The organism is Brenneria uluponensis (assembly GCF_032395385.1).
Taxonomy (GTDB): Bacteria; Pseudomonadota; Gammaproteobacteria; order Enterobacterales; family Enterobacteriaceae; genus Prodigiosinella; species Prodigiosinella aquatilis.
This window is the reverse complement of the sequence record NZ_CP135917.1, coordinates 2,963,549-2,983,725: the sequence shown is the minus strand read 5'-3', so window position 1 is coordinate 2,983,725 and position 20,177 is coordinate 2,963,549. Positions and strand designations below refer to the sequence as shown.

Genomic DNA, 20,177 nt, shown 5'->3' with positions numbered 1-20,177 from the left:
GGGATTGATCGACTTATGGTTTACCTGAACAGGTTCAAATGTTCTTTAGCGTAAGCTTCAAACTCAGTGCAACCACCAATATGCTTTTCGTCCAGAAAAATCTGCGGCACGGTTTCGACCGGTTTGCCCACAGTTTTGGATAAATCTTCTTTTGAAATGCCTTCTTCACGAATATCAACGTAGCGGAAACGAAAATCATCACGCTCAGTTGAGAGTTTTTCAGCCAGCTCCTTGGCACGAACACAATAAGGACAACCAGTGCGTCCGAAAATAACAGCAAACATGTAAACTCCTTACTTAATTAATCAGTCGCAGTTTCCAGCGGAAACGTTGAATATAATGCTCAAAGCAACGCTAACCGCACGCACTATGCTCGCAACAGGCAACGAAAAAAAGCAGTCACTGCCTGTTGTACTGATTTGCGTTATCTATCAGATACACAGTGAATACCGGTTACAAGTTGTTGGTGTTTTGGATTGACCAACAATACTATTGTCGCCGTCATAATATGACAAAATAGCGGCGTGTGTCTTTTCCATCTCATCTATCGCGGAGTCGGATCAGACGGAATAGCACACGTGGTGAGTGCTGCGGGAAATAAAAATCTTGTTTCGAAGGATATCTATTGTGACGCCAACTATCGATTTATTACGGCAACATCGCTCCATCCGGGCGTTTACTGCACAGCCACTGACGGATGAGCAGCGGGATGCCATCATTGCTGCTGCGCAAAGTGCTTCCAGTTCCAGCTTTCTGCAATGCAGTTCCATCATTCGTATTACCGATCATTCTGTGCGTCAAACGTTGGTGCATCTGACTGGTGAACAAGCTTATGTAGGACAGGCCGCTGAATTTTGGGTGTTCTGCGCAGATTTTAATCGTCATCTGCAAATCTTTCCGCAGGCAGAAGTCAGGCTGGCGGAGCAATTGCTATTGGGGTGTGTGGATACGGCGTTAATGGGACAAAACGCGCTGATCGCGGCGGAATCGCTGGGATTGGGTGGTGTGTTCATCGGTGGAATCCGTAACAATATCGCCGATGTTACCCAGTTGCTGGCACTGCCCAAGCAGGTATTGCCGTTGTTTGGTCTGTGTCTGGGATATCCGAATGCGCAACCGGCGCTTAAGCCACGGTTGCCCGCTGCACTGGTGGTACATGAAAACACCTATCAGCCAATTGATAGCACCTTGCTGGCACAATACGATCAACATATTGTCGACTACTATCTGCACCGTGACCACTCGCGCAATGAAAGTTGGAGTGACCAGATTCGGCAGACACTGAGCAAAGAACGTCGTCTGTTTATGCTGGACTACTTACACCAACAAGGATGGGCTACCCGGTAGCACAGGAGTCTTATGAAGATTGCCATTCTGTCACGGGACGGTTCCCTTTATTCTTGCGAACGACTACGTGAAGCAGCAACAGAACGCAGGCACAGTATTGAAATTATCGATCCACTATCCTGCTATATGAATATCAATTCGGCGGCACCTTCGGTGCATTATCGCGGACGACAGCTCGACAGATATGATGCCGTTATTCCGCGCATCGGAACGGCTATTACGTTTTACGGCACGGCCGTGTTGCGGCAATTTGAAATGCTGGGCAGTTTTGTGCTGAATAACGCGGTTGCGGTGATCCGTGCCCGGGATAAATTACATTCTCTGCAATTGCTGGCGCGTCAGGGCATTGATTTACCGATCACCGGATTTGCGCATTCGCCGGATGATACTGGCGATTTGATTAAAATGGTCGGCGGCGCGCCGCTGGTGGTCAAGTTGGTGGAAGGCACTCAGGGTATTGGCGTGGTGTTGGCGGAGACGCAACAAGCGGCGGAGAGTGTGATTGATGCTTTTCGCGGATTGAATGCCCATATCCTGGTGCAGGAATATATCCGCGAGGCGGAAGGCAAGGATATCCGTTGTCTGGTGATCGGTGATCGCGTGGTGGCCGCCATTGAACGGCAGGCCAAACCGGGTGATTTTCGGTCCAATTTGCACCGTGGCGGGTCAGCCAATCGGGTTCAAATTAGTTCACAGGAGCGGGCAATTGCGGTGAAGGCTGCAAAAACATTGGGACTGAATGTCGCTGGTGTTGATATACTAAGGGCCAAGCGCGGGCCATTGGTCATGGAAGTGAACGCGTCACCAGGGCTGGAAGGAATAGAAACCACCACCGGGCTGGATATCGCTGGAATGATGATTGAATTCATTGAGCAACATCGCCATGCAGTGTCCCGTTCAGCCGGTAATCGTGTGGTCAATAATAGCCCAAAACCGTATTAGCGCGGCGCTTTTCGATGTTTCCGTCTGTTGACATGGCATCGAGACGTGATATTCCGTAAGCTAGGCGCACTTTTTTGTTTTTCATCGATTGGTTAGTGTATGAGGCAGGTTAATATGGATTCGGTCATCGTCCCTGATTTGAATTTGCTGCGACGGTGGCTGGATCAACTGGGTATTATCTATTTTGAATGTGATTCCTGCCAGGCGTTGCATCTGCCTCATATGCAGAATTTTGATGGTATCTTTGACGCGAAAGTTGATATCGCCGACAGTGTCATCCTGTTTTCTGCGCTGGCAGAAGTGAAACCGACGGCACTGATTCCGCTGGTCGGGGAGCTCAGTCAGATTAACGCCAGTTCATTGACTGCCAAAGTATTCCTTGATATTCAGGACGACAACATGCCCAGACTGATTGTCTGCCAGACGTTCAGCGCCGGAGCAGGTATCACGCTGGAGCAGTTCCGCCACTTTATGCAGCAGGCGGAACAGCAGACCTCAATGGTTATCCTGGAAGCTGGTGCTAATAATCTGCTGTTTTTGAATGATGATGAAGATACCCCTACTGTCCAGATAAATACCACAAATCTGCATTGATTCCTTTATCTATCAATGACTGTAATCACTTTTTCTTATTTTTATCAGACCCTATTTTATTTCGCTGATAACGTTTAATTGCCAGATATTCATTGGCATTTAAGCGTTACAGACGTAGCTCATAGGCAGAACCTGCATAAATAATCGCTAAAACCCATTTTTTTCATTCAGCTATGGTATGGCTGTATTACTACAGTTATGCTTATTTTTGTATGGGAATGTAACCGCATCGTGTCTACGCCTATACTTGGCAGGATGGATGTCAGTGCATAACCATTCATCGGTCATCGCTGTTATGCTGCTCATTCAGGCAGCGTATGTATGTATTATTGTATCCAGGTGATACAAATCAATCCCTTGATTCACTCCCTGCTATGGAGGAAGGAACGGATGTTCACCCAACGTAAAAAATGGTTATCGGGTGTTGTTGTCAGTGTGCTGATGGCCGCGTCCGTCGCTGCGTCTGCGGAAGAGAAAACGCTACATGTCTACAATTGGTCTGATTATATTGCGCCAGACACGTTGGAGAATTTTCAGAAAGAGACCGGCATAAAAGTCGTCTATGACGTGTTTGACTCCAACGAAGTGTTGGAAGGCAAATTGATGGCGGGGAGCACGGGATTTGACCTGGTTGTGCCATCAGCCAGTTTCATGGAGCGTCAGCTCAGTGCCGGCGTCTTTCAGCCACTGGATAAGAGCAAGCTGCCGAACTACAAAAATCTCGATCCTGAGTTGATGAAACTGATAGAACCGCATGATCCTGGTCACAAATATGCGGTGCCGTATCTGTGGGCAACGACCGGTATCGGCTATAACATCGATAAAGTGAAAGCCGTATTGGGCAAAGATGCCCCGGTTAACAGTTGGGATCTGGTCCTCAAGCCGGAAAATCTGGCAAAACTGAAAAGCTGTGGCGTTTCTTTCCTGGATGCCCCCGAAGAAATTTTTGCTACGGTGTTGAATTATCAGGGCAAAGATCCTAACAGCACGATCGCCAGCGACTACACGCAATCCGCCACTGATTTACTGTTAAAACTGCGTCCCAGCATCCGTTATTTTCACTCTTCCCAGTATATTAATGACCTGGCGAACGGGGATATCTGTGTGGCCATCGGTTGGGCCGGTGATGTGATGCAAGCGGCCAACCGGGCAAAAGAAGCCAAAAACGGCGTCAATATCGGCTACAGCATCCCGAAAGAAGGGGCGTTGGCGTTTTTCGATGTTTTTGCTATGCCAGCTGATGCCAAAAATGTGGATTCAGCCTATAAGTTCCTCAACTATCTGCTGGAACCCAAGGTGATTGCCAATATCAGTAATCACGTGTTCTATGCCAATGTGAACAAGGAATCGCTTCCGTTTGTAAACGATGCGGTGCGTAATAACCCGGGTATTTATCCACCGGCTGATGTACGTGCCAAACTGTTTACGCTGAAAGTTCAGTCACCGAAAATCGATCGAGTACGAACCCGTGCCTGGACTAAAGTAAAAAGCGGTATGTGATTTTTTATTGTGATTGTCATGACTCAACAGGCGGCCAAGACCCGCCTGTTTGTGCTATTTGCGTCGCAGCATTGTGGCTGTGACGTTGTTCTGCTTTTACCGGAGAGCAATATTAAGTGAACGATGTAATTCCCCGCCCTCAGCCTAAACTCCAGAAAGCGGCAATACCGTTGCTGGAAGTTCGCAATCTAACCAAGTTCTATGACGGTCAGGCGGCAGTTGATGATGTCAGTCTGACGATTTACAAGGGTGAAATTTTTGCACTATTAGGCGCGTCAGGATGTGGTAAATCTACACTGCTGCGTATGCTGGCTGGTTTTGAACATCCAACCCAAGGGAAAATCGTTCTGGATGGACAGGATCTTTCTCTGGTGCCGCCATATCAACGGCCTATCAATATGATGTTTCAGTCTTACGCTCTGTTTCCACATATGACGGTAGAAAAGAATATCGCCTTTGGCCTGAAACAGGACAAGTTATCGCGTTCGGAGATTAAAGATCGCGTGGAAGAGATGCTGACGCTGGTGCATATGCAGGAATATGCCGGGCGTAAACCGCATCAGCTTTCCGGTGGTCAGCGTCAGCGTGTGGCGTTGGCACGCAGTCTGGCGAAACGGCCAAAACTGCTGTTGCTGGATGAACCGATGGGCGCGTTAGATAAAAAACTCCGTGATCGTATGCAACTGGAAGTGGTGGATATTCTGGAGCGGGTGGGCGTGACCTGTGTCATGGTGACACATGACCAGGAAGAGGCGATGACCATGGCGGGCCGAATTGCCATCATGAATCGCGGCAAGTTTGTGCAGATCGGTGAGCCGGAAGAGATATACGAGCACCCGAATACCTGTTTCAGCGCGGAATTTATCGGTTCGGTGAACATGTTTGAAGGGTTGTTGCAAGAACGCCGGGATGATGCACTGATCGTCCAAAGCCCCGGATTGATTCATCCCCTCAAGGTTGATTCCGATGTGTCCGTTGTGGATGGTGTGCCGGTTTTTATTGCCTTGCGCCCGGAAAAAATCATGCTGTGTGATGACGCCCCGGCCGACGGCTGTAATTTCGCGGTGGGTGAGGTAGTACACATTGCCTATTTGGGTGATCTTTCCATTTATCACGTCCGGCTCAGCAGTGGCCAGATTATCAGTGCTCAACTGCAAAATACTTATCGTTATCGCAAAGGTGCGCCAACCTGGGGAGATGAAGTGCATCTCTGTTGGGATGCGGATAGTTGTGTGGTGCTAACGGTATAGTGGGAGGAGTAGTGTGATGGCAATGTTCTCTGAGCAACAGGAACCACCGGACCACAGAGTAGGGGCGGTTCGTACCGCATTGACGCACTGGCGCATGGCGCATGGCCGCAAGCTGGTGATCGCGCTGCCGTATCTGTGGTTACTGCTGCTGTTTATGCTGCCGTTCCTGATTGTTTTCAAAATCAGTCTGGCAGAGATGGCCCGTGCGGTGCCACCGTATACTGATTTACTCTCCTGGGTGGACGATAAGCTGGATCTTTCGCTCAATATTGGCAACTACCTGCAATTATTGTCGGATCCGCTATACATCGACTCGTATCTGCAATCGCTCAGGGTGGCGGCAGTTTCCACGCTTTGCTGTCTGCTGGTGGGATATCCGCTGGCCTGGGCGGTAGCACACAGTAAACCGGCAACACGCAATATTCTGTTGCTGTTGGTGATCCTGCCCTCATGGACCTCTTTTCTGATCCGCGTTTATGCCTGGATGGGGATTCTTAAAAATAATGGAATTCTGAATAATTTCCTGCTGTGGCTGGGGGTGATAGATCATCCTCTGGTGATTCTGCATACCAATCTGGCGGTTTATATCGGCGTAGTCTATTCCTACTTGCCGTTTATGGTGCTGCCCATTTATACCGCGCTGACACGGCTGGATTACTCTCTGGTGGAAGCGTCGCTCGATCTGGGCGCCAGACCGGTGAAAACCTTTTTCAGTGTCATTGTGCCGCTGACCAAAGGGGGCATTATCGCTGGTTCTATGTTGGTGTTTATTCCGGCTGTGGGCGAATACGTGATCCCGGAACTGCTAGGTGGCCCAGACAGTATCATGATTGGCCGTATCCTGTGGCAGGAGTTCTTTAATAACCGTGACTGGCCGGTTGCCTCGGCCGTGGCGATCGTCATGTTGGTATTGCTGATTATGCCCATCATGTGGTTCCACAAGTATCAGAACAAGGAAACGGAGGATCAGGGATGAACAACTTACCGGTGGTGCGTTCGCCGTGGCGGATTCTGATTCTGGTGTTCGGGTTTACCTTTCTGTATGCACCAATGCTGATGCTGGTTATCTATTCGTTTAACAGCTCCAAGCTGGTGACGGTATGGGCCGGAGTGTCAACACAATGGTACAGCGCGTTATTCGAAGACACGGCGATGATCAACGCGGTGATATTGAGTTTGACCATCGGCGCGGCGGCGGCATCAATGGCGGTAGTGATTGGTACGCTGGCTGCGGTGGTGATGGTCCGTTTTGGCCATTTCCGTGGTTCAACCGGTTTTGCCTTTATGCTGACCGCACCGTTGGTCATGCCGGATGTGATCACCGGTTTATCGCTGTTATTGCTGTTCGTCGCGTTGGGACACGCTATTGGCTGGCCGGCTGAGCGTGGCATGTTGACTATCTGGTTGGCACATGTCACGTTCTGTTCAGCTTATGTGACCGTGGTTATCAGCGCCCGGTTACGTGAGTTGGATCACTCGATTGAAGAGGCCGCCATGGATTTGGGAGCAACGCCACTGAAAGTGTTCTTTATCATCACTGTACCGATGATTGCGCCAGCGCTGATTTCCGGCTGGTTGCTGGCTTTCACCTTGTCACTGGATGACCTGGTGATCGCCAGTTTTGTGTCGGGCCCCGGCGCGACAACGTTGCCAATGTTGGTCTTTTCCAGTGTGAGAATGGGCGTTAATCCACAAATTAATGCGTTGGCTTCCTTGATATTATTAGTCGTCGGTATTATTGGCTTTATTGCGTGGTGGTTTATGGCTCGGGCAGAAAAGCAGCGTCAGCGGGATTTACAAAAAGCGAGGCGAGGCTGATCGCCAATCGTTTTTCTGTCTGGATTTTGCCAATGTTAACAACGCCGCCATAATGTCTGGTGGCGTTGTTGTATCAGGGAGATTGCGACTATTCTGTACAGTAAAAAGGGCATGGGGCGTGGTATGTGTGCGCCGGTTGCGGTTATGGTCGCGGGGACGGCAATTATTGCCACTCGCTGCGTGAGTGTTTTCCTGATCGTAGGTGAACTGGGACTGAGTGGACTGCTCGGCTGGTTAAGACACAGTGCTGAAACCTGGGATTCTACCCTGATATTGCTAGCGGCGGTGTTGGTGATCTGTGTTGAGATACGCTGTGGTTTCGCCGTCCTGGCCGGAATTAACTGGGGACGCTGGTGCTATCTGGCGTGTCAGTGTCTGGTCACGTTGTTGATGGCTATCGCGTTACTGGCCGATGTTTTACCGCCAATATTTCATTTTCATGGTGATGGACATGCGGCGATGCTGAATCAGTTATTATTGCAGAAAGTGCCTGATTTTCTGGTGATTCTGCTGTTGTTTATTCCCCGTCGCAGCCAACGGTTTTTTCTGCGGCAGAAATAACTTTTCTCTGTCCGGGTGGTACAATCGGCCCCCATTTTCCTTTATAGGTTTCAGACTCAACGCTATGCAGTGCGCACGCTACAACGAAGGAACCTGCCGTTCCTGCCAATGGCTGGAAAAAACCTACCCACAGCAACTGGCGGATAAACAGCAACATTTGGCGGAGTTACTGGCTTCACATCCGGTTCGTGAGTGGTTGCCGGCCTATGCGTCGAAACCGTCTGCCTTTCGCAATAAGGCCAAAATGGTGGTCAGCGGCAGTGTGGAACGACCATTATTGGGAATGCTGCACCGTGATGGATCGGCCGTGGATCTGTGTGATTGTCCGCTCTATCCGCCTGGCTTCGCCGCGGTGTTTGCTGTTCTGAAAATATTTATCGCCCGCGCGGGTCTGACACCCTATAACGTGGCCCGGCGTCGTGGTGAACTTAAATACCTGTTGCTGACGCAAAGTACCTTCAGTGGTGCGTTCATGCTGCGCATTGTATTGCGTTCGGAAACCAAACTGGCGCAGTTGCAGAATGCATTACCCTGGTTACAACAGCAATTGCCGCAACTGTTAGTGATTTCCGCCAATATCCAGCCGGTTCATCAGGCCATTATGGAAGGGGCGCGGGAGATCCCATTGAGTGAGCAGCAAACGCTGGAAGAGCAATTCAATCAGGTGCCGCTCTATATCCGTCCCCAGAGCTTTTTCCAGACCAACCCCCAGGTTGCCGCCGCGCTTTATGACACTGCCCGGCATTGGGTGGCGGAGTTGAATGTGCGTAGCCTGTGGGATCTATTTTGTGGTGTGGGAGGATTCGGCCTGCATTGCGCAACACAACATACCCTCCTGACTGGCATTGAAATCAATGCCGAGGCGATTGCCTGCGCCCGCCATTCGGCGGAACGTCTGGGATTGGCAGCCGTTGAGTTTCAAGCTCTGGACTCAACCGGGTTCGCTATCGGCAAAGAGGATGTGCCGGATCTGGTGATTGTTAATCCGCCGCGACGGGGTATTGGCGTCGAGTTGTGTCAGTATCTGAGCCGTATGGCGCCGGATGCCATTCTGTACTCAAGTTGCAATGCGCAAACCATGGCGAAGGATATGGCGATGCTGGCGGATTATCAGGCCGTACGGATACAACTGTTCGATATGTTCCCACATACGGCACATTATGAAGTCCTTACACTGCTGCAACGTGCGCCAGCAGTGTAAGACGATGGTGTGACAGGATAATCGCGTCAAGAGAGATTACTGTTGTGGGAACCACTTGTCGTTGATGGTTTTGTAGGTACCATTGGCTTTAATGGCCTCCAGCGCCTGGTTAAGCTTTTTCAGTAACGCCTGGTTTTCCGGGCGCACCGCAATACCCAGGCCGATACCGAAATAATCAGGATCGGTCACCTTTTTCCCCACGGTCGCCAGTTCCGGGTTATTTTTGATCCACTCATTCACCACGGCCGTATCGCCAAAGACCCCATCCAGCCGACCGTTTTTCAGGTCCAGTACCGCATTCTGGTAGCTGTCATATGCGACGGTCTGTACTTCAGGGTGTTGGTCATGCATATACTTCTGATGGGTGGTGCCATTTTCCATGCCAATACGTTTACCCTTCATATCCGCGAGAGAGTGGTATTTGCCTTTCTGGGCGATAACGATAGCCGAATTGGCATAGTAAGGCTGTGTGAACGCCACCTGCCTGGCGCGTTCCGGCGTGATGTCCATCCCGGAAATGACCGCATCATAACGACGGAATTTCAGCGCCGGGATCAGGCTGTCAAACGCCTGATTAGTGAAAGTACAACTGGCCTGCATCTGGTGGCACAGTGCTTTAGCTAAATCTATGTCAAAGCCAACAATTTCATTATTGGCCACCAGAGATTCAAACGGCGGATAAGTGGCTGATGTGGCGAACCGAATGGTGTCTGCCGCGCTGGCGCTGAATGCCATCCCTGCCAGTAACGTAGCTGCCAGTAATTTTTTCATGTGGTTACTCCAGATCATTTTATTGTTTTTAGGTTGCTGTTTTCAGGCGCGGATACCTCCGGCTCAGTGATAATTACTTTGCCTCTTAATGAATTTATATGCAAATAAAATGATTATAAATTCTTAATTATATTGATCGCAGGCAAGAGAAAAGAACCGCCGTCAGGTTTTGGATGGGCTGGATAATATAAGTAACTGTCTATAAATAAACTATAAAATAAATAATCTTCTGCTATTTATTCTTGGCGGCGACGATTTTTCATTACGAATGGAGTAGGACGTGGCATGCATAAAAAACGCTCAGCGCAGAGGTCTTGCGGCTGAGCGTTATGGTTATCGGGTCAATAGATCAATCATGAATTCCGGCGTTCAAACATCAGTGCCTGGCGCTCAATCAAACGCATCATCAGCGTGAGCAGTCCATTGACACACAGATAAATGATCCCGGCGGCACCGAAGACCATCACGTCATAGGTGCGACCATACATCAACTGGCTGTAGCCCATCACTTCCATCAGCGTAATAGTAAACGCCAGCGAGGTGCTCTTGAAGACCAGCACCACCTCGTTGGAATAGGATGAAAGGGCGCGTTTGAAGGCGAACGGTAGCAGAATGCGCATCGTCTGACGTTGATTCATCCCCAGCGCGGCGCAGGATTGCCACTGCCCGGCAGGAATAGCCCTTACCGCACCATAAAACAGTTGGGTGGTATAGGCGGCACTGTTTAACGCCAGCGCGCTCATGGCGCATAGCCATGGTTGAGAGAGCAGGTTCCACAGCCAGGGAATCTGTTTTATCGTGTCAAACTGACCGGGGCCGTAGTAAATCAGGAATATCTGTACCAGCAGCGGTGTACCGGTGAATAACGTGATGTAGCCTTTTGCCAACGGCGCCAGCAGCGGTGTTTTCAGCGTCAGGATAACGGTGAGCAGCAGTGATAATAACAGTGCTACAATTAACGCCACGACGGTTAAGGTCAGGCTGGTGTGCAGCCCTTTCAGGAGATCAGGAATATAGGCGAGCATCAGGATGGCCTCCGTTCAAACCGGGTGGTGCGGGCTTCTATCCGTTGCAGCACCGCCTGACTCAGTAATGTGATCACCAGATAGATGCCGGCGGCAATCATATACCAGGTAAACGGTTCTTGAGTACGGGAGGCAATGCTTTTGGTTTGCAACATCAGATCATTAACGCTGATCAGCGACACCAGTGCCGTATCCTTCAGCAGCACCAGCCATTGGTTGCCTAATCCCGGCAGCGCGTGGCGCCACATCTGCGGCATAATCAGACGTCGGAAGATCACCGCTTTACTCATTCCCAGCGCCTGGCCGGATTCCCATTGACCGCGGGGTACCGCTTTTAATGCGCCACGCAGTGTCTGTGACGCATAAGCGGCATAAAGCAGCGCCAGTGCAATCACACCGCACAGGAATGGGCTAACCTCAAAGCTTGCGATATTCAGTTTCACCGGGATCTGGAACAGATACAGATTAATCGTGAAGCCATCTGATAAGGTTAACAGCAGTTGCGATGAGCCAAAATAGATAAACAGCACCACCAGAATTTCCGGCAGTCCACGGATTAAGGTCACCAGTGCGGTACCGAGCCAGCTTACCACCTGCCAGCGTGCGGTTTCCCACAGGGCAAACAGCATGGCGAGGATCAGACCAAGCACCAACGCACAAACGGCGAGGCCGACGGTCATCCCGGCGGCGCTCGCTAAAGGTTGAAATTCAATCATTAGGTGTCAGATTACTGATGGAACCATTTTTGATAGATAGTCTGGTAAGTACCATTCTGCTTGATTTTGCTCAGCGCATCGTTGAATTGCTTCAGCAGAAGATCATTATTCTGGCGTACCGCAATCCCCAATCCTTCACCGAAGTAGTCTTTGTCGGTCACGTTGTCACCGACTGAAGTCAGGTTCTGGTTCTGTTTCAGCCATTCGGCCACCGCTGCGGTGTCACCGAATACTGCGTCCAGACGGCCATTTTTCAGGTCGAGCACGGCGTTCTGATAGCTGTCGTAAGGTACGGTAATGATATCTTTATGTTTATCCATCAGATATTTTTGATGGGTACTCCCATTTTGTACGCCAACACGTTTACCTTTCAGTGCCGCGATGTCGGCAATGGTGCCTTTTCGGGCGATGAACAAGGCTGAGTTATCATAATATGGCTGAGTGAACCAAACTTGCTTCTGACGTTCCGGCGTGATGTCCATCCCGGCGATAACGGCTTCGTAACGGCGGAATTTCAGTCCGGGGATCAGACTGTCAAAAGCCTGATTGCTGAAGGTACAGGTAGCCTTAATCTCTTTACACAGGGCGTTGGCCAGGTCGATATCGAAACCCTGAATCTGATTGCTGGCATCCACGAACTCAAACGGAGGATAAGAAGCTTCGGTAGCAAAACGGATAGTTTCAGCCGCGCTGGCAGAAACACTCATTCCAGCGAACAGTGCAGCAACGAGTAATTTTTTCATTGTATGTTCCTGATAATAATCAATGTGATAAGTAACTGGCAAACTCAGGTGTCTGTGGCTGGATAAAATGACCAGCATCGCCTTGTTCCACGATATGACCGTTTTCCATGTACACTACGCGGCTGGCGGTTTTCCTGGCGAAACTCACTTCATGCGTCACGATAACCTGAGTAATGCCGGTTTCGCTCAGTTCCTGAATAATCCCGACGACCTGGGCGGTGATCTCCGGGTCGAGCGCTGCGGTGGGTTCATCAAACAACAGCACCTGAGGTTCCATCATCAATGCGCGGGCAATGGCCACCCGCTGTTGCTGTCCACCGGATAAATGCAGCGGATAGCGGTCGGAAAAATCATTTAGCCGCAGGCGTGTCAGCAGTTTCTCCGCTCGTGCGTGGGCTTCTGATTTACTCAGACCCAGCACTCGGCAGGGCGCTTCCACCAGGTTTTGCTGCACGGTGAGATGTGGCCATAGGTTGTATTGTTGAAACACCATCCCTACGTTCTGGCGCAGTTCGCGGATGGCGTTATCCGCCGGAGTATGGCTGAAGTCAAAGTGGGTGCCGGCGATCGACAAGGTACCCGAGCGTGGCATTTCCAATAGGTTCAGTACTCGCAGTAGCGAGCTTTTCCCCGCACCGCTGGGGCCAAGAAGCACCAGCGTTTCGCCGGCGGGACAATCGAGGGTAATATTAAATAGCGCCTGGTGTACGCCATAAAAACAGTTGATGCTGCTTAGTTGAATACTCATGCGCAATAATTGAATAGACATTGATGCCGCAAATGTTAACGTCGACAGAATAGTTATGCAATCACCAGGGGTTAAAATTTGCAAACATGTGATTTTTTACTCAAATAACAGCATAAAATAGTGCGTTACTACAGCGGTTCTCCGATTTGTCGGGTTGGCAACGAATTCGACAGACAATCTTCAGTTTGTTTGTCTTGGCTACGCTTGATGCAAACGTTGCACAAAACAATTAATTGTGGATTTTATGTTGCCATTACACGATTTTTTGACACAAAAGGCTGTTCAGGTGTGGAACATTTGATTAAGGAGCGCGTCATGCAATTATCCACAACCCCGACGTTGGAAGGGTATGTCATTACCGAATATTCTGGTGTGGTCACTGGAGAGGCCATTCTGGGCGTCAATGTTTTCCGTGATTTTTTTGCCGGTATTCGCGATATCGTTGGTGGGCGTTCCGGGGCTTACGAAAAAGAGTTGGGCCGTGCCAGACAGATTGCGTTTCGTGAACTAGAGGAGCAGGCGGAAGCGCTAGGCGCGAATGCCGTTGTGGGTATTGATATTGATTATCAAACGGTGGGTAAGGACAACAGTATGCTGATGGTTTCCGTCAGCGGTACGGCAGTTAAAATCAGTCGTTGAATCTTGATGCAAAAATATATCATCGTGTTGCTGCTGTTGGCACTCACCGGATGTCAGACGCCATCCCCGACGACGTTGGTGGATCATGGCCGTTATCAGTTAGAAACGGCGGTGGCGGCACAGTCGCAAGAAGCGCGGATCAAATTTCTGGTGATCCATTATACGGCGGAAGACTTTCCTGATTCGTTACACACGTTGGCGAATACGGATGTCAGTGTGCATTACCTGATTCCGGCGGCGCCGCCACTACGGCATGGCAAGCGGGTGGCCTGGCAACTGGTGCCGGAATCACAGGCCGCGTGGCATGCCGGTAACAGTTACTGGCGTGGATTTACGCGACTGAATGCTGTCTCAGTCGGCATTGAGTTGGAAAATCCGGGTTATCATCGTACGCCACTGGGTTACTCATGGGCACCTTTCTCTGCACCGCAACTGGCGGTATTGATCGATCTTGCCAGTGACATTATCCAGCGTTATCAGATTGCACCGCAAAATGTGGTGGCGCACAGTGACATCGCGCCGCAGCGCAAGATAGATCCCGGGGCGCTGTTTCCCTGGCAGCGCCTGGCCGCCGCCGGTATCGGTGCCTGGCCGGATCCGGCGCGGGTGATGTTTTATCTACAGGGCCGCGACACGACGGCACCGGTGTCGCAAGCCGATTTGCTGGCAAAGTTGGCGCGCTATGGTTATCAGGTAGGCGCTGGAATGACTGAGCGAGAGCAGCGGCGAGTGATCAGCGCTTTCCAGATGCATTTTCGCCCACAACGCTATGATGGCAATCCAGATGCGGAGACGGAAGCCATCGTTGATGCGCTGTTGGAAAAGTATGGCGGCGGATTACGTTAGTCGTGGTATCGGACGTTGTCCCCATGCAACTGCTCGGTATCAATGGCCAGTGTGGAGATACGTTGCGCCATGCCCCGGAAGATAAACAGATGGGCCGGCATCATTAAAAACCAGTAGCCCAGGCCGCTAAAACCGGCTGGATGCCACCATGCCCGGATATCCAGTGTGCGATAGGTGCCTTTATCATCAATGGTAAATGTCAACCGACCGAGTCCCGGTGCCTTCATGCCAAACAACAGTACCAATTGTTGCTGGGGTCTGATGGCAATAACCTTCCAGCCGTTGATGCGGTCACCTATCACCAGTGCCCGGTGTTTCGGGCGTTCATAGATCACACCGTTACCGCAAAAATCGTCAATGCGGGCGCGGATCTGCCACAAAATGTTGGCATAAAAATACCCGTTTTTTCCGCCGACTTGTTGCACCACCTGCCACAGTGCCTGACTACTGGCACCGGTTTTATAGTTATATCCAGCCTGTTTAGGATAAAAACAGTAACCGGGTTGCCAACGTTCTTTGGCTTCCGGATCGTAGCCCCACTCCGGGTTATGCACGATGTCCTTTTCATTTTTCAGGGTAATGCGCACGGCATCATCAAAATTGATCAACGGTTGGGGAATCAATTGCTGCAATGCGGAGTCGTCCATCGGCAGATCATGCCTCAACCCTTGGATCAACGCTTTGGCGATATTGGTGGGGACGGACGTAATCAGATTCAGAAACCAGGCGGAGATCAGTCCGGTTGGTACCGGCAGTGGAACCAGTAAACGTCGTTTGCCGCTGATACGAATAAAGCGCTCAAACATGGTCTGATAACTGATGTATTCCGGCCCGGCAGCCTCCAGGATACGGTGCTGTGTGGTGGGATGTTTCAGTATTTCAGTGAGATAAATCAGCAAGTTTTCCAGCGCAATCGGTGATGTTCTGGATCTTACCCAGCGCGGTGGCGTCAACAACGGCAGGTTGTACACCATATCACGCATGATTTCGAAGGCGGCAGAACCTGAGCCAATGATGATACCGGCACGCAGTTCAGTGACCGGAATACCACTGCTACGTAGCGTATCTCCGGTGATTCTGCGGGAATACATATGTTCGGAGCTGTCTGTTTTCGACTGCACTGATCCCAGATAAATGATGTGCTTTATTTTGCTGGTCCGCAGAATTTTCCGCAGGTTCTGTGCCGACAGCCGCTCCCGCTCGATAAAGTCACGACCATCTCCCATGCTGTGTACCAGATAATAGAGGGTTTCCGCTTGCCACAATCCTTCCGGTATGGTGTGGGGCCGCATCAAATCCACATATTCGCACTGTACGCCGGGCCACTGGCGTGATGCCAACGACTCAACGTGGCGGGAAGCAGCAATAATTTGATGACCTTGCTGGCTCAGGCGGGACGTTAAATGACGGCCAATATAGCCACTGGCACCCAGAATTAAAATTGGTGCGTGTTTCGTTATCACAGCAGTCAGCTCCCTACCGCAAATGTGCGGATGAAGCCTTTACTATAGCGGGAAATCGGTATGGGGAAAAAGCGGTGTAACAAAAACGTGAACCGCGAGGTGAGATGCTAACAGTGGCGGAAACGAGTCCGCCGTAATATTTCAGGCCAGAACGACGTCCCCTTGTAGCTGACAACTACAGGCCAGTACATAACCTTGTGAGATCTCATCCTGGGTTAGTGTCATGGTGCTGGTGGTAACGTACTGTCCACTGAGTATCCTGGTTTTACAGCTACCACAAACTCCGGCCCGGCAGGCAGCGTTAACCGGCACTTTATGGCTTTCCAGTGCGGCCAGCAGGCTGATGCCTACCGGAACGTTTACCTGTCGCAATGGATGGCTGATGGTCATGGTGAGTTGCTCACTGCCAATATCAACCGACGTTTCCGGCGCACCAAAATGTTCTCTATAGAAGTGGTTGGCCGCGACACCTGCTTGCGTACACAGCGCTTCCACCTGTTTCATGTACGGGATGGGGCCACAGGTCATCACGGTGCGGTGGGCAATATCCGGCACCTGTCTTGATAAGATGTCCTGCGTGATACGGCCATGCAGAAAACCTTCACTGGCGTTGTTTTCCGCCATCAGCGTCAGCTGTAATTGTTGTGGGTATCGTTGGCGCAGTGCCTGCCACTCGTTGGCAAAGATCACTTGCTGTGGATCGCGCACATTCACTATCACGCTAATGTCGGTTTGCGGGCGGTGAGCCAACAGCCAGCGGCACATAGACATTATCGGCGTAACACCGCACCCAGCGGCCAGCATCAGGTACTGATCACTTACCGCGTGGGTACAGGTGAATTCTCCCTCGGCATCAGACAGCCACAGATAGTCGCCAGGTTTGAGCTGCCCGGTCAACCAGCGTGAACCGATGCCATTATCCAGTCGACGCACCGTCAGGGTGATGAAGCGACTCAGACCTGGAGATGACGACAGTGTATAGGCGCGCAGAGTATCCGCACGGTTGGCAATGCAGACTAGTGCATGCTGGCCGGGCTGATATGGATAAAAATCGTGATTGATCAGGGAAATGCTCCATACGTCCGGCGTTTCCTGATGAATTGAATGTATCTGCATACGGTAAGGGCACACAGGTGTTGGCATAGTCATGGCAATTCTCCGTCTATCCGGTCTTCCCGTCGCCATCGGTGCAACGGGACAGAAACGTAAATCGTCGCGATCAGGCGTTCAGAATCTCGTTCAGATCCTGTTCAACCGTCGTGATGGCGCGCATACCGAATTTTTCGTTCAGGATGGCCAGCAGATTCTCCGTCAGGAATCCCGGTGCCGTCGGCCCGGTATAAATATTCTTTACACCCAGAGACAACAGCGTCAGCAGAATCACAATGGCTTTTTGTTCAAACCAGGACAGCATCAGACTCAACGGTAAATCGTTCACGCCGCAGCCTAGTTTTTCCGCCAGATTTACGGCGAGCATAATGGCGGAGTAAGCGTCGTTACACTGACCGACATCCAACAGCCGTGGCAAACCTTCCAGTGTGCCGAAATCCAGCTTGTTGAAACGATATTTCCCACAGGCCAGCGTCATAATCAGGCAATCCTGTGGAATATTGAGCGTGAAATCGGTGTAATAACTGCGTTCATCACGGCTGCCATCACATCCGCCTACCAGAAACACATGGCGCAGCTTTTTCTGTGCCACCAGGTCGATAACGGTATCAGCGGCGTTCAACAGGGTCTGGCGACCAAACCCTACGGTAATCAGGTGTTCGATTTCACTGTATGGGAAGCCGCTCAGATGTTGCGCCTGAGCGATCACCGCGCTGAAGTCATCACCCTCCAGATGGTTCACGCCTGGCCAACCCACAATGCTGCGCGTCCAGATGCGATCACTGTAATTGCCTACGTCAGGATCGATAATACAGTTGGATGTCATCAGTATCGGGCCGGGAAACCTGGCGAATTCAGTCTGCTGGTTCTGCCAGCCACTGCCGTAGTTTCCCACCAGATGCGAGAATTTCTTCAATTCAGGGTAGCCGTGGGCTGGCAGCATTTCACCGTGAGTATAGACGTTGACGCCAGTGCCTTCAGTCTGTTCCAGTAGTGTTTGCAGGTCTTTCAGATCATGACCGGAGATCAGAATGGCTTTGCCCGCCACCGGGCGCACGTTAACTGCCGTTGGTTGTGGGTTGCCATAGGCTTCGGTTTCACCCCGATCCAGAATTGCCATGATGCTAAAATTCATCTTGCCGATGTCCATGGCGTTATTCAGTAGTGTGTCCATATCCGCAGGCCGAGTACCGAGCCAGGCCATCAGCGCATGATAGTGTGCATAAATCTCATCATCATATTGACCGAGGACATGGGCGTGCTCCATGTAAGCGGCGGCACCTTTCAGACCATACAGGCACAACATACGTAGTCCGTGAATATCATCACCGACGCTGGTTTTATCGCTATTCAGCGCAAAGCTGAGTGCTTGTTCTTGTAGTGTAGGGATATCATCACCGGCCAGTTGCAATTCGGCCATCGGATGACTGACCTTGACACTGGCATCCAGTAGACGACAGCGCGTAGCCAATGCCTGGCGATAAGCAATGGCGTCTTTGGCGTAGCCAATAATGCGTTGGGAGTCGAAGTTAACGTTGGTTAACGTGGAAAAGAAAGCGCGTGGCGAGAAGCTATCAACGTCATGATCAACAATGCCCAGTGCACGGGCTTGCAGTGCCCAGGCGGACAAGCCTTGCAGGACGGCCACTAACAGGTCTTGCAAATCGGAGGTTTCGGCCGTTTTGCCGCACATGCCCTGGGCGTAAGCACAACCATTACCAACTGGTGTTCGCATGGTTTGTTCACATTGCACACAATACATCATCGCGTCCTTTTAAAGTTGCATTTTTAATACCTGTTTAAGAGCATAGAACCGGATGCCTCCGGTAAAAAGGCTTTTTTAATGCAATTTTACGTAAAGTTGATGCAGCGCAATTTTTCGCGGCAGAGGATGAAAATGACTCTCAATCAGCCTTTGGGCTGATTACGGCGAGGCGCAAATCATGATGAAAACAGCGCCATTAATATAGGGGCTAGCAGGCTCAGCAAAAAACCATGCACGATAGCGGGTGGCACCATATCCATGCCGCCACTGCGTTGCAGTACGGGCAAGGTGAAGTCCATGGAAGTCGCGCCGCACAAGCCCAGCGCACTGGCGCGATGATGACGAATCAGTGTGGGGATCAGCATTATCGCTGTCAGTTCCCGCGCCAGATCGTTAAAGAAAGCGGCACTACCAATCACCGGTCCAAAAGCGTCAGTCAGCAGAATACCGGAGAGCGAATACCAGCCATAGCCGGATGCCATCGCCAGCGCCGTATTCAGCGGCAATTGCAACAATACCGATGCCAGCGCGCCACCCGCCAACGCACTGATGCCGACCACCAGCGCCACAATCATTCCCCGTCGGTTCAGTACAATCTGACGTAGCGTCATACCGCTGTTGCGTAACTGCACGCCCACCAGAAACAGCAGAAACAGTAAGGCGTATTCGCTGCCTTTGGCCGCAAAGGTCAGGATAGATAATTGGCTGAGCCCCAACAAAAAACCGCCGAATACCACACCACATAACCTGAGCGACTCCAGCGCCATGCGTAGACGGGAAGGTAACGCCTCCTGACCGGTGTTGCTGCCGGTCCAGCGGGTTCGCTTTTCCAGCAACCACAGTGCCAATAGATTCGCTGCGGTGATGCAGATAAAACAGACGGATGCATAGCGGAAGATAGCCAGCAAATTACTGCCCAGATTATCCAGAAACGCCAGACTGATCCCCATCAGGAACAGAATGATATACACCATGCTGCTCAGTAGACGGTTGATAATCTGTAACACCTTTTTTGCGCGCAGGGGGATCAGATAGCCGAGAATTAACGGCAGTAAGATGATCAATAATCCTGAATACATGATGAAGCGGCATCCTTAACGCCTATTGAGATAGGCTTTGATAAAAACTGGCGGGAGAA

General features: G+C 50.9%; 21 protein-coding genes. 11 read left to right on the top strand and 10 right to left on the bottom strand.

Annotation, left to right across the window (positions count from 1 at the left end):
• Positions 1-20: 20 nt before the first annotated feature.
• Complete coding sequence (locus RS889_RS13955; protein ID WP_315707707.1) at positions 21-284, bottom strand: GrxA family glutaredoxin; 264 nt, start codon at positions 282-284, stop codon at positions 21-23.
• Positions 285-627: 343 nt separating this feature from the next.
• On the opposite strand from RS889_RS13955, the gene nfsA reads away from it, so the two are divergent.
• The 9 genes from nfsA (at position 628) to rlmC (ending at position 9,213) form a co-directional block, all read left to right on the top strand.
• Positions 628-1,347: an oxygen-insensitive NADPH nitroreductase gene (gene nfsA / locus RS889_RS13950; protein WP_315707706.1), complete on the top strand. Its 720-nt coding sequence runs from the start codon at positions 628-630 to the stop codon at positions 1,345-1,347.
• A gap of 12 nt (positions 1,348-1,359) precedes the next feature.
• Positions 1,360-2,289 (top strand): 30S ribosomal protein S6--L-glutamate ligase, encoded by a 930-nt coding sequence (rimK, locus tag RS889_RS13945; RefSeq protein ID WP_021015552.1) that lies wholly within the window; start codon positions 1,360-1,362, stop codon positions 2,287-2,289.
• Between the two features lie 114 nt (positions 2,290-2,403).
• The gene (locus RS889_RS13940; RefSeq protein ID WP_315711061.1) at positions 2,404-2,883 is read left to right on the top strand and encodes a YbjN domain-containing protein; all 480 of its coding nucleotides are present in this window, start codon (positions 2,404-2,406) and stop codon (positions 2,881-2,883) included.
• Positions 2,884-3,273: 390 nt separating this feature from the next.
• Positions 3,274-4,383 carry a spermidine/putrescine ABC transporter substrate-binding protein PotF gene (gene potF, locus RS889_RS13935; RefSeq protein ID WP_021015554.1) on the top strand — a complete coding sequence of 370 codons (1,110 nt, stop codon included), beginning with the start codon at positions 3,274-3,276 and terminating at the stop codon, positions 4,381-4,383.
• 116 nt (positions 4,384-4,499) lie between these two features.
• On the top strand, positions 4,500-5,633 hold the full coding sequence (gene potG / locus RS889_RS13930) for a putrescine ABC transporter ATP-binding subunit PotG (RefSeq protein WP_021015555.1): 1,134 nt from the start codon (positions 4,500-4,502) through the stop codon (positions 5,631-5,633).
• 16 nt (positions 5,634-5,649) lie between these two features.
• Complete coding sequence (gene potH, locus RS889_RS13925) at positions 5,650-6,609, top strand: putrescine ABC transporter permease PotH (protein ID WP_425475081.1); 960 nt, start codon at positions 5,650-5,652, stop codon at positions 6,607-6,609.
• Positions 6,606-7,451, top strand: coding sequence for a putrescine ABC transporter permease PotI (gene potI, locus RS889_RS13920; protein WP_315707705.1), 846 nt, complete (start codon positions 6,606-6,608; stop codon positions 7,449-7,451). Before potH ends, potI begins: the two co-directional genes overlap by 4 nt.
• Before the next feature lie 123 nt (positions 7,452-7,574).
• Positions 7,575-8,012 (top strand): YbjO family protein, encoded by a 438-nt coding sequence (locus tag RS889_RS13915; RefSeq protein WP_315707704.1) that lies wholly within the window; start codon positions 7,575-7,577, stop codon positions 8,010-8,012.
• A gap of 64 nt (positions 8,013-8,076) precedes the next feature.
• Positions 8,077-9,213 (top strand): 23S rRNA (uracil(747)-C(5))-methyltransferase RlmC, encoded by a 1,137-nt coding sequence (gene rlmC, locus RS889_RS13910; RefSeq protein ID WP_315707703.1) that lies wholly within the window; start codon positions 8,077-8,079, stop codon positions 9,211-9,213.
• A gap of 36 nt (positions 9,214-9,249) precedes the next feature.
• Here rlmC and RS889_RS13905 read toward each other — a convergent pair whose 3' ends face one another.
• From RS889_RS13905 to artP, 5 genes are all read right to left on the bottom strand, one after another.
• Positions 9,250-9,984, bottom strand: coding sequence for an arginine ABC transporter substrate-binding protein (locus RS889_RS13905; RefSeq protein ID WP_315707702.1), 735 nt, complete (start codon positions 9,982-9,984; stop codon positions 9,250-9,252).
• A 353-nt stretch (positions 9,985-10,337) separates the two neighbouring features.
• A complete protein-coding gene (gene artM / locus RS889_RS13900) occupies positions 10,338-11,009 on the bottom strand; it encodes an arginine ABC transporter permease ArtM (protein ID WP_021015561.1) in 672 nt (223 codons plus the stop codon).
• Positions 11,009-11,725, bottom strand: a complete 717-nt coding sequence (gene artQ / locus RS889_RS13895) for an arginine ABC transporter permease ArtQ (protein ID WP_037380860.1) — start codon at positions 11,723-11,725, stop codon at positions 11,009-11,011. The genes artM and artQ overlap by 1 nt, the downstream gene beginning before the upstream one ends.
• An 11-nt stretch (positions 11,726-11,736) precedes the next feature.
• A complete protein-coding gene (artJ, locus tag RS889_RS13890) occupies positions 11,737-12,468 on the bottom strand; it encodes an arginine ABC transporter substrate-binding protein (RefSeq protein ID WP_021015563.1) in 732 nt (243 codons plus the stop codon).
• A gap of 19 nt (positions 12,469-12,487) precedes the next feature.
• Positions 12,488-13,216 (bottom strand): arginine ABC transporter ATP-binding protein ArtP, encoded by a 729-nt coding sequence (artP, locus tag RS889_RS13885; RefSeq protein ID WP_315711059.1) that lies wholly within the window; start codon positions 13,214-13,216, stop codon positions 12,488-12,490.
• A 315-nt stretch (positions 13,217-13,531) separates the two neighbouring features.
• Between artP and RS889_RS13880 the strand changes: the two genes are divergently transcribed.
• Both RS889_RS13880 and RS889_RS13875 read left to right on the top strand, forming a co-directional pair.
• A complete protein-coding gene (locus RS889_RS13880) occupies positions 13,532-13,855 on the top strand; it encodes a heavy metal-binding domain-containing protein (RefSeq protein WP_315707701.1) in 324 nt (107 codons plus the stop codon).
• A 6-nt stretch (positions 13,856-13,861) separates the two neighbouring features.
• Positions 13,862-14,701: an N-acetylmuramoyl-L-alanine amidase gene (locus tag RS889_RS13875; protein WP_315707700.1), complete on the top strand. Its 840-nt coding sequence runs from the start codon at positions 13,862-13,864 to the stop codon at positions 14,699-14,701.
• Here the strand turns inward: RS889_RS13875 and RS889_RS13870 are convergent.
• The 4 genes from RS889_RS13870 to RS889_RS13855 form a co-directional block, all read right to left on the bottom strand.
• Complete coding sequence (locus RS889_RS13870; protein WP_315707699.1) at positions 14,698-16,164, bottom strand: DUF2867 domain-containing protein; 1,467 nt, start codon at positions 16,162-16,164, stop codon at positions 14,698-14,700. The genes RS889_RS13875 and RS889_RS13870 overlap by 4 nt on opposite strands.
• A 141-nt stretch (positions 16,165-16,305) precedes the next feature.
• Complete coding sequence (hcr, locus tag RS889_RS13865; protein ID WP_315707698.1) at positions 16,306-17,313, bottom strand: NADH oxidoreductase; 1,008 nt, start codon at positions 17,311-17,313, stop codon at positions 16,306-16,308.
• Positions 17,314-17,383: 70 nt separating this feature from the next.
• Positions 17,384-19,036, bottom strand: a complete 1,653-nt coding sequence (hcp, locus tag RS889_RS13860; RefSeq protein WP_315711057.1) for a hydroxylamine reductase — start codon at positions 19,034-19,036, stop codon at positions 17,384-17,386.
• A gap of 179 nt (positions 19,037-19,215) precedes the next feature.
• A complete protein-coding gene (locus RS889_RS13855) occupies positions 19,216-20,118 on the bottom strand; it encodes a LysO family transporter (RefSeq protein ID WP_315707697.1) in 903 nt (300 codons plus the stop codon).
• Positions 20,119-20,177: the final 59 nt, after the last annotated feature.